Source organism: Paraburkholderia sp. GAS334, from assembly GCF_050436625.1.
In the GTDB taxonomy this organism is placed as follows: Bacteria; Pseudomonadota; Gammaproteobacteria; order Burkholderiales; family Burkholderiaceae; genus Paraburkholderia.
In genome coordinates this window covers 1-14795 of the sequence record NZ_JBNDMO010000060.1, presented here as the reverse complement: position 1 = coordinate 14795, position 14795 = coordinate 1, and the positions used below count along the sequence as shown (strand labels likewise).

Here is a 14795-nt window from a genome sequence, read left to right as displayed (position 1 = left end):
TATCAGATCGATATTCGTTCTGGGAGTTCTCTTACCCGCCGACAAACTGCATCGCCAAGCCAGGCGGGGCCTCACGAACTTCTGCAAGGCCGACTACGTATTAGATTCGTCAATTCGCTTCCTACACTTCGAATCCCGTCTTCAAGGCGTGGATCTCATGAAATCGTCTCTGCCGATGGTCAAGCCGATCGCGCTTAAGCGACCGCGAGGCGCGCATCGATTCGATGCGTTCAGCCGCAAGCTGCAGCGCCGGTTGACGTTCTGTCGACGTTCCCTGCTTGAAGTGTGGATGCTGCTCGAGACGGATCCGATGGTGATCGACTTCTGCGAACGCCCCGGTTACATGCGGATCGACGGACGTCTGCGTCTCGTGGACTTTTGGGTCCGTTACGTTGATAAATATGAATTGGTTATCCTAAACGATACCGATTTTATGGACTGCGATAGTGAAGCAGGGCGTTCTCAATGTTCGCTTGACGGCAATGCGTTATCGATCCGTCGGATTGCCCCGGCTGAGCTGGCCGCCGCGCGAGTATGGATCGACAACTGGCAGCGCATGCTGCCATATGTTGTTGCCAACCGGGGCCGTATTCCCCCGACGCTATCGGAGGCGATCGTGCGGTTCGTTGCCTCGCCTCAGAGATTACTTGCCATCGAGCGTGAGTTTTCGACTGGCGACCCGGTTCTGTGCCGTGCGGCATTGCTCGCCTTGTTGTGCAGCGGGCGGGTCACAGCACCGGAGCTTCACACCCAGCCATTGTCCCTGTTGACGTCATTTGTGCAGGCGGAGGCAGGATCATGAACCACTGGAAACTGGAGCTTCAGGCGATCGACGTGAGCGCCTGGCCGACTGTTGCGCATACGGAACTCGACGAGGCTGCGCGGCGAGCTTTCGAAAAACGCAGGCAGGCCGTCGTGCGCTATGCCGCCGGAGAGTCGGTCAAATCGATCGAGCTATCAACAGGTGTGAACCGTCGTCAGTTGTACCGCTTGCTGGAGCGCGCGATGTTGACACACCCGGATGGCAGACCCTTTGGTTTACGTGCTCTCGTACGTTACACACGCATCGCGGAATATACGCGGGTACAAGCCGTCGAGATCGGTCGAGACCGTGGTGGTTATGGTGCAGCGGGAGCGTTATCGCTCCTGTTCGAGCAATACCCCGCCCTGGCAGGCTGGCTGCTGCTCAAGGTCAGGCAACGCAAGGTACTGCTGGTGCAGATAAATACTGACTCGGGGCTGCGAACCCGTCTGCAGGGTTTGCGGGTGCTACACGATGAATTTCTCTACCAATGTCGCACGATCGGACTGACTGCGGCCGATTACCCATTCAATACGTCAGACCGCGCGATACGCTCCCTTTCGCGGCGCGTGAAGGCAGAGTTGTTGCGTGGCTTCGACACTGCTGCACGGTCGGCAGGTGCTTCGCATCTGAAGGGCTTGCCACGCCAGAACAACGCGGGTGTACCTGCAGCGACCCGACCGTATCAGGTGGTCGAATTCGACGGCCACCGGCTTGATATCCGACTCAAGGTGGTCACGCGTGATCCGTTTGGTTTCGAGCATGAGTTCGAGATCGAGCGGGCGTGGCTCCTTGTCATCATCGATGTCTGCACCCGTGCCGTTCTCGGATATCACATTGCACTGGGAAGGGAGTACAGCCGCTACGATGTCATCAAGACGATCGAGAAGGCTCTGGAGCCGCATCGTGAGCGAAGTTTCACCATCGCGGGCATGGCATACGGGCCGCAGGACGGCTTTCCGTCGCAACGTCTACCGGAGCTGGCGTATGCCACCTGGGAATGGATGAAGCTCGACAACGGGAGAGCTAACCTCGCGAACGAGACGTTGACGGCGTTGTGTGAGTTTATCGGTTGTCTTGTTGACGCCGGACCAAAATGCAGCCCTGACGAACGGCCTTATATCGAACGTTTCTTCGGCACGATCGGGAGTCGGTTGTCATCCCGCCTGCCAGACTACACAGGGTCCCACCCACGCGATCTGCGCAGAGCGCTGAGCGATCCCAAGGGTAACCTGCGTTTATATGTCTCGTTCGAGGAGCTTGAAGAGCTGGTCGAGTATGCCATCGCGAGTTACAACGGTACGCCACACGGCGGCCTGAACAACGTCACGCCTCTTGACGCGATCGGGGTATTTCGTGCGCGGCAAGCAGACGCTGGTAACGTGGCTGGCCGAGCATCACCGTCGCACCCTTTGCCAGACGCAGTCGGCGCGGCGGTGTCGCGTGCGGGCGTATCTCGACCAGGGCGTGCGTCCTCACATCAATCTGCATGGTGCTCGCTATACCAACCGCGTGCTGGCGACAAGCACACACCTCATTGGCCAGCAGCTGCTCGTCTATATGAACACGGATGATATGCGCTGCGTCCGGGCATTTCTGTCGGATGGCGCTGAACTCGGCGTGCTCGATGTGCAAGGGTCATGGCGTCTGATTCCTCACAAACTCAAGCTACGCCAGCAAATCCTGAAGCAGGCAGGCGAACGCCGTCAACGTGGAGCGGGCGCGCCAGACCCGATCGGAGCCTATGTTCAGGAGAAGCTGGCAGGTGCAAAGACAGCGCGCAAGGCGGCAACAGAACTTGCCAACGTCAGCCGATTGATTGCGTCGGCGTCGACTGCGAAAACGCCACCGGGCCCGGCGCTCCAGCCCGAAACAGTAGTCGCGCCTGCGCTGGAAGCCACGGCGACACCCGCCGCACCGACCGACGATGTCGTTGATCGCGCACAAGGGACCGCGACCCGACCCCGCAAACTGTCAATCGGCACCGGTCAGGTATTTTAGTTCTGGACTTCGCTTTTGGGAGGTGAGTCATGTCGCTTCAGATACCGCGCCCGATGGATCCGGCGCTGCATCCGTTGGTCCCGGGCAATTACCGTATCGCCACGCCCGCTATTGGGGCCTTCTATGGGTTGGTCATCCGCTGTCTGCGCTACCGGATCATGGGCGCGCTGATCTACGGCCCCTCCCGGATCGGCAAAACGCGCGCGATCGAATACGTCCGCCTGTTGTTAGCGCAGAACCATCCAAAGATGACGAGCTACCACGCGCAGTGCGAGCATAAGCCGCGGCACGCAGAAGGGCCGTTCTTTGCAAACCTGCTTGAGGCCGTCGGCGACCCGGATCCCAACGCAGGTTCAAATCCATCAGAACGCATGCGCTTATCACTGAGAATCCGGGAGGCAGCAGCGCGCGCCGGCAGCGGAACGGTGCTTCTTTTCTGCGACGAGGCTCAGCGCTACAACGAAAATGAGTACGAGTGGTTGCGCGATGTTCACGACGCGCTCGACCGGCAGCAGATCAAACTGTTCACGTTCCTCGTCGGCCAGCAGGAGCTCCTCGCGCAGAAATCCGGGCTGCAGATCGCAGCCAAAACCCAGATCGTAGCGCGCCTGATGGTCGAGGAGCTGTCATTCCACGGCATCCGCAACGCTGGGGACGTGGCGACTTGCCTGAACGGATACGACCAGACGGCGTACCCTGAAGCAAGCGCGTGGAGCTTCACACGGTTCTATATTCCACAGGCGTTCGACGCCGGGTATCGTTTTGTCAGTGATGCTGATACGCTTTGGCGGGCGTTCGAAGCGGCGCACCACAAGGCAAGTCTGCCGGGGCGTCTCGAGATTCCGATGGAGTCGTTCGCACGCGTCGTTGAGATCGTCCTGAAGGAAAGTGAGCTCAAGGACGGGCTTGGCTACTGTCCGGAACCCGCTTTGTGGGCCCACGCGGTACATCACTGCGGTTATGTTCAGTCACGCCATGCGACCGGTCGCGTGCTCATCGCCGCCGCGTAGCGAGGTGTTGCAGCCGCGGCTGCGCTTTCCGATTCTCACGCTTGAGGAACGCTCGCTGACCCCCGCGCTCGGGTACGTTTTCAACAAGAAATGGCTGGAGCCGTGCGAGTCAATCGTTTCGATCCTATGGAAGTTCAAGACGGCCAACGCGCTTCCTGGCTACGCTCTCGCACGACTGATGGGGCCGCGTGTCGATCCGTACGAAGGGGTGGTGCCGCAACTGGAAACGATCGAGCTTGAGCGCTTACGCAGCACACTTGATCTGCCGGCGAAAACCCTGCGTGCCGCGCTCCTGCCGGCACTCCAGCACCGGCCTCGCAGTGAGTCATTCCGCTACTGCCGCCGATGCATCGCTTGCGGGTACCACAGTGCTCTCTACCAGATAGAAAGGGTTACCGTTTGCCCCTCGCATTCGTTGCCCCTTGAGGCAGCTTGCCGGAAGTGCGGGTATGAAGCGCCGTATCTGCTAAACGTGCGCCTTCTCGAGGCACCTTATCGCTGTGCAAACTGCGGGGCAGCGTACGGCAGTAGGAAATGGTCGCCGGGCAGGGTAGAACCGATGCCAGGGGAGCATCGTCGGGCAATCACGCGGGTCTACATCAAGCGGGGGTTACTGTAGTGCGGCCGAAGCGAGCTTTGACGCGTCGCTTTGTGTCGAGGACCATGGTGACGCTCGAGGAAATTTCGGTTGTCAGCGCGCTCGCCGCAGGCGGCAACGCCGCCAGTTCGCTTGCTGGCGCGCACCAAAAATACGATCAGATTGCTGTCAGCTCTGTAATTTAGGCAGATTGACACAATTACTGCCGAAACAGTGACACTTTTGCGTCGGTCTACGTTAGCCTGTACGGCCGGTACCACCATATTAGGGAATTGGACGAGCGTTTTTCGAGTCTCGATTTAATCGATTTTGTGCTGAAAAAGCTCAATCAATGTCAAGAAATAGCGTTGGGCCGCTGTACGGTGATATCTCGCCCGCACTGCTTTTCGGATTAGGGCCCGTCGACCAATCTGGCATGCCCGTCGTTCACGAGGCAGCGGCTGAGTTGACCTCGCGATTAGTCTTTTGGCGACCCAAGGTCCATTCCGAATTCCGGATACTGCTGAGTCGCCAGCGGGACAGAGCGACTGCTCCGCGCGAGACAAGATTCCCTATTCCATCGCGGAATGACAACTATTGCCTCGTGACCTCTACTGGGCAACAACGCTTGCAGCCAATATGACGCCACCCAACACTCTCTTGAGGATGTCGTCATGAGCAAGCTTTTCAGCCGTACCAAGGTCGGACATTTCGAATTGCAGCATCGAGTGGTGCTCGCGCCGCTCACCAGAATGCGAACGGAACCGGGCAACGTTCCTGGTGAGCTCATGGTCGAGTACTACACGCAACGTGCGACAGATGGCGGATTGCTCATTACCGACGCGACGGCTGTATCCCAGCTCGGCATTGCCTACGTGGATGCGCCCGGAATTTACACCGAAGAACAGGTTCGCGGCTGGAAGCGGGTAATCGACGCTGCCCACGCCAAGGGTGCTCGTATATTCCTGCAAATGTGGCATGCGGGACGTCAGGCGCATCCGGCCAATACTAGCGGTATCACGCCTGTTGCGCCGTCCGCGTTGCGTTCGCTCGAGCATGCTGCCATTCGCGACGAAAACGGCCAGATTACCGAGGCGGAATTGATCGTCCCACGTGCGCTTGAAACGGATGAGATTCCTGGTATTGTCGAGCAGTTCCGCCGTAGTGCCGTGCTTGCGAAGCAGGCTGGATTTGACGGGGTTGAACTTCATGCCGCCAACGGTTACCTATTCGAACAGTTTCTACTCGACGGGACGAACCACCGCAACGACGTCTACGGCGGATCGATCGAGAATCGCTCACGCTTCCTTTTCGATACCCTTGACGCTGTCGTTTCAGTGTGGGGCCCTGGCCGGGTGGCTGTCCGTCTCTCGCCGAGCGGTACATACGGCACGATGTCCGATAGCAACCCGCATGCGACCTTCGGTTATGTGGCACAGCGGCTGAATGAGTATGATCTTGCGTACATGCATGTGATCGAGCCTCGCATTCGCGGAATTGAAGAGACGGAGACGACCGATTCTGACGTCTCTTCGAAGGACATCCGCCGGATCTACAATGGCACGATCATCGCTGCGGGTGGCTTCACGCATGAGAACGCCGAGCAGATAATCGTCGATGGTCACGCGGATCTTGTGGCTTTCGGTCGGATGTTCATTTCCAATCCTGATCTACCGGAGCGGTTGCGTACCGGTGCGCCACTCAATCGATACGATCGCGCAACGTTCTATGGCGGCGACGCCCACGGTTATACAGACTACAAATCGCTGTCGGAAGATGTGGTGGCCTGATCTAAGTTGTCGAAACAGGGGCCGGGCGGCTCGGTTCCTGCTGACCTTGTCGCCTATGGGCGCGGAGATGTCTGTGCATTCCCTGTAGTCGGAAACCTAGGTCGGCGCTGGCGGCGGCTATGTCCCGCCGGAATAACTGTTATGCAAGTTGCTGTCTATTCAACGCTGCAGTGAGCGTCCACCATTCATGTGGCTGACCATGAAGAAGTTCGAGTAGGCGCGGACGTTTGTCCTCGAAAGAAGGCGGCACGCGCGGGACGTCGTCCAATGGTCGTCTAGGCCACTGGATATTGCTCCAATCGAAGCCTGCACCGTCATAGAAAGACAGGAGGCACGAGGCTGCTCGCCGGCTGACCAGAATGAGCAGATACGTCGCAAGCCGAAGTCTCTGTTCGACTTGTCCATAGAGAAAGAGCTATTTACGTCCGTCGAATCGCAGTTACGTGAGCCAAGTGCACGAGGACCATGGATGAACCCACGCCGCCTGACACCATCCATGTCGTTGCTCACAGCATTCGACGCGACAGCCCGGCATATGAGCTTCACCCGTGCCGCAGCTGAATTGGCACTGACTCAGAGCGCTGTTAGCCGCCAGGTTCAAGCACTCGAACAATTACTAGGCGTCGTGTTGTTTCGACGTATCAATCGCAAGCTACTCCCTACGGCAATCGGCTCTGCCTACCATCGGGAGATTAGTGGTGCGCTGCAAAAAGTGAGGAGCGCGTCGCTTCACGCCATTGCTTCAGCAACAGGGCGCGGCACGATCGACCTCGCAGCACTTCCCACGTTCGCAAGCAAATGGTTGGTTCCACGGTTAAGTGATTTCTACGCCAAGCACAGCGGTATCCTGATTAATCTCCACTCGAGAATTCGCCCGTTCGATTTGACCACGGAAGGCATGGACGCTGCGATCAGCGTGGGCGATGGCACGTGGCCGGGCCTGGCGTCGTATCGCCTGAGAGATGAAACGCTTCTACCGATCATCAGCCCTGCGCTCGCGATTGCGGCACCAGTGAATAAGCCAGTGGATATGTCGCGGCATCTGCTCTTGCGTGTCGCCGCGCGACCGGATGTCTGGGGGCGATGGTTCGAGGCTCAGGGGCTTGATTCTGAGGCGATGAACCTCGGGCCGCAATTTGAATTAACTTCTCACCTTATCGAGGCTGTATCGTCCGGTATCGGCGTCGGCCTCGTTCCGAGCTTCCTCGTAGAGGACGAGCTTCGCAGCGGCGCAGTACAACTCGCCGTCGAGCGTCCCCTTAAGACCGGGTTAAGCTACTTTCTAGTCTTGCCGTCTCAATCGGCGCCGTTACCACAACTGCTGACATTCAAAAACTGGATCTTGTCCATGGCCATGGACGGCGAGGCACCGACTGAGCGATGACCAGTTTGCCGTGTCGGGCGACGATTCGATGAGAGCAATATTGCGCCGTGAGGCGAGCAGGTGCATCTCTCAACGTGCCTGCAAACTTGAGATCGCTGATTTCTGTACCACCGAATGGGCCGAACTGTCGGTCGAGGACGGCGTTGACGCATTCGCGAGCCGTTCGTTTTTCGACAGAGCAGGGCCACTGTCTTCGACGTTTAGACTTTGCAGCAGATTCTGAAGATCCAGCGGAGTCGAGACTGGACTGGCAAGCAATAGCGTTGTCCAGATCGACACTGCGGCAGCAATGCCCCTACCCGGTTTGCGCCAGATTGTTCCTGGCCTGCCGCGGGAAAAGAACATGCCTAGCGGCGATAACCACGAGTAGCCACAACCAGCCCGCCGCCACCCGTAGGCCCCCGTCAAGCGAGGGCCAAACAATCAATAGTGCGGTGGCAAGCAGTTCGATCGCGAAGAAGACTTTGACGCCTTCCATCCACGAGCCGGCACGCCGCACGACTGTCGTGATACCGGTTCCGACCGCAAGCAGAGGCAACCCCAGGCCAAAGCTCATCGTTAGCAATGCCAGTACTACCACAACCCCACCGTCCATGTGTACCCGGATAGCGAGGTAGGATGCGAGACGCGTCGCTACGTCGGCACTGACTGAGAGCGCCCACAAAGTACCGACTCCCGCGATAATCAGATATTGGATCGCTTTGCGTGTGTGGACGGGAGCAGCCGCCAGCGCGCGTTGCCACCGCGGAGGAAGCTGTACGAGTTCACCCGCCATTAGCCGAATCGCGAACCCTATGAGCAGGACTGCAAAGAGAATAAGCCAGAGCGGACTCCTTAGAAACGAACCGAGGGCATGTTGGTAGGAAGCTGCAGATAGGCCGAGGGCTGTGTAGACGGTCGCGGTGCCGGTGACATAGCACAGCGCGAACATGAAAGCTCGGCTCGCTGTGATGCGGGGACCGGCGTTGACGACGAGAGCCGACAGGATCAAAGCCATGGGGAGCGAAACGGGCAGCACACCCAGCATCAGACCGGAGACAAGGTACAAACCAAGCACTTTCTGGAAACCGAGGCTTGTGACGCGTCGTTGTGCCCGTTTTACCGGAGCGACGCGTACGTGATCGGGCGTGCGAGAGGAGGTATCGGCTGTTGGCGATTGCCGATGGCCGGTGAGGGCAGCATTTGTCCCGGGCTGGCGATCGCCTACACCTGTTTGTTGGGTGGCGAGCGATCCGATAGGTCTGGTAGCGACCCCGGATTCATCCGCCGCACGTGCGCTGCCGGATGCAACGAGGAGTAGCAAGGAGACGATGAGAGCCACGGGCCCTCCACAGGTGGTGCGCAATTGGGTGAGAATCGCACTCATGTTTTGCATCGATCTCAAGTTCGACATTTCAGCCATTCGCGACAAGAACTGGCGAATTTAGTCCGCGGGTGACGGAAAGAAGACGACTGTTTGACCGTTGAGCCAGGGCGTATGTACCGCAGCGTCAATGAAGGGATCGTTGCCGAAATCGAATACCACGACGTTGTCGCGCGCAGCGCGATACAAAAGTCTATCTGGACCAAACCTCGAGCCCAGGGGTTGATGAAAACGAACACTGGGTGGAGTGGCGAGTGCGCGTACCACGCTGCCGCTTGACCGATCATATTCACGAACGCTCGCGATAGCGTCGGGTACGCGAAACGGAAATTCGCTGGATGCGAGGATAATTTCGTTGGCTGCGACCGCGAGATCTAGTGAATTCACGGCGTCGTCCGTAGTGAACCGGGATGCTAGATGCGTGCCGTCTGCATCGAACGCTGCAATGCTGTTTTCCCCTTCGCCGCCAGGGCCGATACCCGAGGCCAGATAGATGGTCCCGCCTTCGACGGATGCAAGACCTCGAGGAAATGGAACGATCCCCGCAGGCAGAACGTTTTGCGGGGCACCGCTGAGATCGGCAGCGAATGCGGCGATTGTTCGTGCGCCGCGCATTCCGACCGGATATTTTCCGTTGGTCCCGATGTTGCCGCCTCCCGCATTGACCCCGGGCACTTCTTCCGTGTCCCGCACAACATCGCCGACAGCATTCAGCGCAAGGATGCGATCGCTATCGGTGCTCACATGGAGGAACTGTCGGTCTGCACTCACGCTCGGGCCGCAGGGGTCCGTGACGCGAGAATCCGCTCTGAACAACCCACTTAGCGTTCCGTCCAAGGCAAAGGAACAAAGCGAACCGAATCCCTCAGCGTTGGCGCGGGGCGCACTCGTGACGAGCATTTGCATGTGGGGATCCTCCGAAGATGGCATGCTGCGGTTCGAAGCAGTTTATCCTCGCCAGGTGTGCGCCACCATTCGCCGCAAGGGCATAGCAGTTATCCCTTGCGGGAATATCCGACGATATAATCGCCGCCTTCCGCACTAGTCGAGCGCATCCGTTGAGCCGCGCCACTGTCCCGGCGTCATGCCGATGCGTTGCGCGAATGCGCATCTGAAGGCTGCCAGCGACTGATAACCGACCGCATTCGCCACCACCTCAGTCGAGCTGGTGGGCTTTTCAATTCAGCGGCCGCCGATGTCAAACTGCGGATGTCGGTTAATAGGTCGTTGGCAGAGCAACTCATCGTCTCCCGGGAGTGCCCGATCAATGTTAGCCGCGACAGTCGCTCAGGCTTGCTAACTCGGGCAAGGTCCAAGGATTCGGCGCACGGGTAAACATCGCCGTGAGAGCACGTGCGAGCCTGGGCTCCCCAGCCATAGCAAGGGAACCGACCAGTGCCGAATGTGATTTGCCTGCCATGCTCAAGGTCAGTGCAACGAGTGCCGCCGAGAGAGCATTGAGCGTGGCGGGACTACTGAGACGATCCGCAGCCGATTCGGCACGCAATAGCTCGACGAGTGTCGCGAGCTCAGCCGATGTCCTGGTCTCGCGTGGCAGGGTTGTGCTGTCCGCAGGCCCGTACTACGAGTGTGGCTGGAAGATAGCTGCGCACGAGGCGATCGTGGGGTGGGAGGGGAATAAAACGCAGAGAACTGCCGGAGTCTCCTGTTAGCGTCGCTATTGAAGCAGCTTGCGATTTTAGCCGATTTGGCAGAATTTTGCGGCGGTAGTCCATTCGCCGTCGACCAAGTCTGCCGGATAGTGTGGTGAGCCGCATCGCAGATCACAGACCAGCCACGCGCGAAATGCCGACACCGTTGAGTCGATGGGAGTGCGAATTGAGTTGGAGGCGAATATGCGTACGATCCGTGTCGATGTATCGGGAACTGGAGCAGGTGGCGCCAGTTTGCAGGCATATAGTTCGGCAAAGGCGGAGAGGGCTTCGGCCTCTCTGATCGAGGAAGGGGTTTGCGGTACCACTTGTACCCGTGTTGGATGTACGCCCTCGAAGTTTTTGATCGCCGCAGTCGAGGCTGCGCACAATGCGTCAAGGACTGCTCCTTTCGGTGTGCGCTTCAAAGGACGGATCCGGATCAACGGGCGCGAAGTGATGTCGCGCGTCAAAAAGTGAACGAGACCGCTTTGTTGGGTTTTGTCGTCGATAGCGTCGATCGAATACCGGAAGCGGACTGTTTGATAGGTCGTTCCCGCTTTCTGGACGACGGTTTGTTCCAGATCGGTGACCATACGAAGGTCCGCGCACGTAGTGTGGTGATCGGGACTTGATCCCCACAAGTGACTCCGGAAATGTATCAGAGGCTTGGGGATCGTGTGGTTTTCAACGACGACGTATTCGAATGGTCCGAGCTTCCGCGTAGGGGCGCGTTGGTCGGGGCGGGTGTAATTGGGTTAGGACTTGGACAGGCGCGATCGAGGCTTGGTGTCGACGTCACGATGGATGGGCCGTGCGGTCGCGTGAGTCCATTGATCGCCCCCGTGACTGTCGACTATGAGCACGACGTCTCCAGCGAAGCATTCCGCTTCTAGCTGCGGGAGGAAGTCGGGTCGGCGATGCTCGTAAAGGACGGCATGCGTCTGCGCCATCAGCACGCAAAGCGGTAAATGGGTCGATGACGTGGTCGAATTTGAGCCCGTCACCGCCGGACGGCGGCCGAACAATTACGGTCTCGATCTGCGCAACACGGCCCTCAAACTCGATGCCAACGGCGTGCTAATCTACGACCGCGTACGTTGCTGGCGGGGAGCAGGCCGGGGTTCATCGCAGGTAATGTCAACGGGGTCCCGCCGGTGCTTCACGAAGCGGCCGATGAGGGACGTGCCGCAGGCTTCGCTGCTGCGCGCTTTTTTCACGTGGTATCGCTCACCGGCGTGCGCCAATTTCTCTTGTGCTCTCCGTTCCCTGAATCGCAGTGATCGGGATTCGCCACACTGATGTCATGCCGGATTCTTTAGTCACTGGAGAAGTGAGCTTCGAGGACCGGGGGCGCAGCCTTGTCATACTGCGCAACGGCAGGCTAATGCACGTCTACATTGGCAAGTAGAGCTGTCGGCTAGTCGATACCGAGTGGATCGGTCCCGGTGCAGAACACATTGCCCATTTGATCGCCCTGGAGCTTGCAGGTGGACTTGACGGTAAACGCATTGCTCGATACGCCACATTACCATCCGGTCATCGAGGAAGGGCTGCGAACGGCGGTGAGGGATGCCGCTGCAAAATTGGCGCAGATTCGATAGCCGACCCGATTTACGGATAGATGCGCCTGACGGTGTTCCGATAGGATGTCCACCCAGTGGCAGTGGAAACAGCCACTTAGGCATCTAATTCGACTCGTCGGAACTCAAACGTCATGATATTGCAAAACACGAGAGAGAATCATTCGTTCATTGCTTCTGTCGTCTGCGGCAATGAAGCGACGCATTGAACTCTCGCGAGTTCCGAGGCAAGAATCATTTCGCTGCGGTTCAGCGGCGGTTCTTTCCCACGACCCCTCGGGCGGTAGATCGAGTCACCCCTGCGGATGGGTTTACCGCTCAATGCGCAGCACCCAGCTGAGCGGGCGTGGCGGAATGTCCAGATCTGTTCTTCGTAATTGCAGAGCGTCGAGTCGTGCCACGACAGCGATACGAGGGTGTCGGACAGCTTCTCTATGATGGTAATGGTCGAGCTTGGCGCCCGGTTAGGGCCGGTCGCTGGCCTGCGCACGCACGGCGTTCGGACGCTAGCCGAAACGCCCGGCGTTTCTCTCAAAGCAATGGAGTGAGCAGAGCACTGACTAAGGACGGCGAGAATCTGGGTCCAGGCGTCAGGACGCGGAATGGTAATCGCAGTTGGAACCGGGCGTATCTTGACTATCACGCGCGATATTCCCGCCGGTGAACGAGGTGGGGATGAATCGTCGTGTGAGGTGCACGGAGTCATGGTAAGGGTATCACTGTCCATTTCTGGGGTCGACAGGGCGGTCGTATTCAACGTCATTTGACTCTCCTGAACAATCAGGTTATGGGCGGTTTCTCGATTTTTTTGGAAGGACAGCGCGGGACATATCGGCGCCCTGCGAAAGGGCGACCATGGCGCGAGCAATTGCGGGTACATAGCGTTCTTGCCGAGCCATGACACACAGGTCTACTCGATGTGGTAACTGTATAAAATCGGACCCAGTCGCGCAGGGCAATCGTTCGTTCGACGCCGGTTGTCGGCGACCGGGTAAGGCATCCACTACTGCATTGTTCAAGCAGGTCGTTCGACTTTCTATGGGGCATTCTCTGCACTGTAGAAATGGGCGGTAACCGTTGCGGACGGCAGAAAGTCCTCTGCATCGCTGGCCCTGGTCGAAGAGTAGGCTTTGCCGGATAGGATAGCCATTGTACGATCGGTTATCGGCTATTTTCCTTGGCGTAGTCTCTCTATACCGACGTATAGAGGCGGGGATCCGCCAGGCGCACGAGCGACCCTTCTTATTGCGTTGAGGACGCGTGGTGTGGCGCATCGGGTCCACTCGGCGGTCGTCGCATCCGTAGCGTAACTTCTATGACTTGGACGCTAAGATCAGACGCCTGGTTGCGCCAGATGCGTCGAGAGACACTGATCATCTCTCTGAGATCGAGCGCAAAGTGCAGCTACTTGCGGTGCAATCGCGACTCAAGATTCCATAACGACGCGCGTCCAGTCAGTGTCGGTCTGATTTGAATTCTTCCCCCCTGCTGGTCGCGGGAATGATTTACGGGTGATCACCCTTGGCTAAAGGGTCTGCGCCGGAGGCCAGGACGTCTTCGAGAAAGTTGAGGAATGCGCGTGTTTTGGCGTTGACCATGCGGCCACCTGGGAATACGGCCCAGAGTTCAATGGGCGGCAGGTGCCAGTCATTGAGCACCGAACGGACCTCACCGCTTTTCAGCTCCGGCGAGAACATCCATTCGGATACCACGGCTAAACCCAGATTCGCGAGAACGGCTGCTCGAATTCCTTCAGCCGCGGTAGTGCCAACGCGTCCGGATACGACGACGGCAACCTCCGAGCTTTCGCGTCGAAAAGTCCATGTGCCACCACCGCCTCGCTGGTTATATACGATTGCCTGATGGGTGGAAAGGTCTGCCGGTGAAGCGGGGATTCCGGCGCGTTGAAAGTAGGCAGGGGTGCCCACCACTCGACGCGGAACTTCACCGATCTTGCGCGCGGTCATACTCGAGTCTTCGAGTTGACCCATACGCAATGCAATGTCTATACCTTCTTCGAGCAGATCGATATTGCGATCGTCGAGAACCAGGTCGATATTGAGATCAGGATGAGTTTCCAGAAATCTCCCGATGGCGGGAACGATGTGCAGCCGGGCAAACGTAACGGCGGCACACACACGCAGGCGGCCCGTGAGATTGGAGCCGGCTCCGCGGGCAGCGAGCTCCGCTTCTTCTGCCTCTTCTATCGCGCGTTTTGCTCGTCCGTAAAATGCCTGGCCCGCCTCGGTTGGCGTTAAACCACGCGTCGAGCGCAGCAACAGGCGCACCGAGAGCCGTTCTTCGAGCAGTGCGATAGTTTTAGATACGGCTGGCTGCCCCACATTCAGTAGCCGCGCAGCACCCGAAAAAGTACCCGACTCCACCACGCAAACAAACGTTTCCATCGCTATTAATCGGTCCACTCCCCCTCCTTGCTTGGCAAATAGTAGAAGCACCCGTGGCCCACCGTCAAATCAGGTTGGCGCGACACGCGCTCCAAGTCACAAGCCGTGGCTTTCGGGTGATACGAAGGAGCATTTTATTGATCCTCGAGAGACTGATCAAGATCACGTTGGCGGCGTAAAGTGCAGACTCCTAATTTACCTGAAAAGGAGTATCACCATGAGCCGTAT

At 58.3% G+C, this 14795-nt stretch carries 9 protein-coding genes and 1 pseudogene; 5 read left to right on the top strand and 5 right to left on the bottom strand.

The window, feature by feature from the left end:
* Positions 1-157: 157 nt before the first annotated feature.
* From P3T21_RS37320 to P3T21_RS37300, 5 genes and pseudogenes are all read left to right on the top strand, one after another.
* On the top strand, positions 158-802 hold the full coding sequence (locus tag P3T21_RS37320) for a hypothetical protein (protein WP_429260871.1): 645 nt from the start codon (positions 158-160) through the stop codon (positions 800-802).
* Positions 799-2803: pseudogene (locus P3T21_RS37315) on the top strand (integrase). Before P3T21_RS37320 ends, P3T21_RS37315 begins: the two are co-directional and overlap by 4 nt.
* 29 nt (positions 2804-2832) lie before the next feature.
* A complete protein-coding gene (locus tag P3T21_RS37310) occupies positions 2833-3813 on the top strand; it encodes an AAA family ATPase (protein ID WP_429260869.1) in 981 nt (326 codons plus the stop codon).
* A gap of 1251 nt (positions 3814-5064) precedes the next feature.
* Complete coding sequence (locus tag P3T21_RS37305; protein WP_429260868.1) at positions 5065-6180, top strand: alkene reductase; 1116 nt, start codon at positions 5065-5067, stop codon at positions 6178-6180.
* A gap of 469 nt (positions 6181-6649) precedes the next feature.
* The gene (locus P3T21_RS37300; RefSeq protein ID WP_429260867.1) at positions 6650-7564 is read left to right on the top strand and encodes a LysR substrate-binding domain-containing protein; all 915 of its coding nucleotides are present in this window, start codon (positions 6650-6652) and stop codon (positions 7562-7564) included.
* 295 nt (positions 7565-7859) lie between these two features.
* On the opposite strand, the gene P3T21_RS37295 is transcribed toward P3T21_RS37300, so the two are convergent.
* The 5 genes from P3T21_RS37295 to P3T21_RS37275 form a co-directional block, all read right to left on the bottom strand.
* On the bottom strand, positions 7860-8885 hold the full coding sequence (locus P3T21_RS37295) for a hypothetical protein (RefSeq protein ID WP_429260866.1): 1026 nt from the start codon (positions 8883-8885) through the stop codon (positions 7860-7862).
* A gap of 102 nt (positions 8886-8987) precedes the next feature.
* On the bottom strand, positions 8988-9833 hold the full coding sequence (locus P3T21_RS37290) for a hypothetical protein (protein WP_429260865.1): 846 nt from the start codon (positions 9831-9833) through the stop codon (positions 8988-8990).
* A 793-nt stretch (positions 9834-10626) separates the two neighbouring features.
* Positions 10627-11175 (bottom strand): hypothetical protein, encoded by a 549-nt coding sequence (locus P3T21_RS37285; protein ID WP_429260864.1) that lies wholly within the window; start codon positions 11173-11175, stop codon positions 10627-10629.
* Positions 11176-12322: 1147 nt separating this feature from the next.
* Positions 12323-12868, bottom strand: a complete 546-nt coding sequence (locus tag P3T21_RS37280; protein ID WP_429260870.1) for a DUF3331 domain-containing protein — start codon at positions 12866-12868, stop codon at positions 12323-12325.
* Positions 12869-13667: 799 nt separating this feature from the next.
* Complete coding sequence (locus P3T21_RS37275; protein WP_429260863.1) at positions 13668-14585, bottom strand: LysR family transcriptional regulator; 918 nt, start codon at positions 14583-14585, stop codon at positions 13668-13670.
* Positions 14586-14795 lie beyond the last annotated feature (210 nt).

Bases quoted from the DNA above. Each gene is read 5' to 3' on its own strand.
- P3T21_RS37305 (WP_429260868.1), top strand. From the start codon at position 5,065: ATGAGCAAGCTTTTCAGCCGTACCAAGGTCGGACATTTCGAATTGCAG.
- P3T21_RS37290 (WP_429260865.1), bottom strand. From the start codon at position 9,833: ATGCAAATGCTCGTCACGAGTGCGCCCCGCGCCAACGCTGAGGGATTC.
- P3T21_RS37320 (WP_429260871.1), top strand. From the start codon at position 158: ATGAAATCGTCTCTGCCGATGGTCAAGCCGATCGCGCTTAAGCGACCG.
- P3T21_RS37285 (WP_429260864.1), bottom strand. From the start codon at position 11,175: ATGGTCACCGATCTGGAACAAACCGTCGTCCAGAAAGCGGGAACGACC.
- P3T21_RS37310 (WP_429260869.1), top strand. From the start codon at position 2,833: ATGTCGCTTCAGATACCGCGCCCGATGGATCCGGCGCTGCATCCGTTG.
- P3T21_RS37280 (WP_429260870.1), bottom strand. From the start codon at position 12,868: ATGACTCCGTGCACCTCACACGACGATTCATCCCCACCTCGTTCACCG.
- P3T21_RS37300 (WP_429260867.1), top strand. From the start codon at position 6,650: ATGAACCCACGCCGCCTGACACCATCCATGTCGTTGCTCACAGCATTC.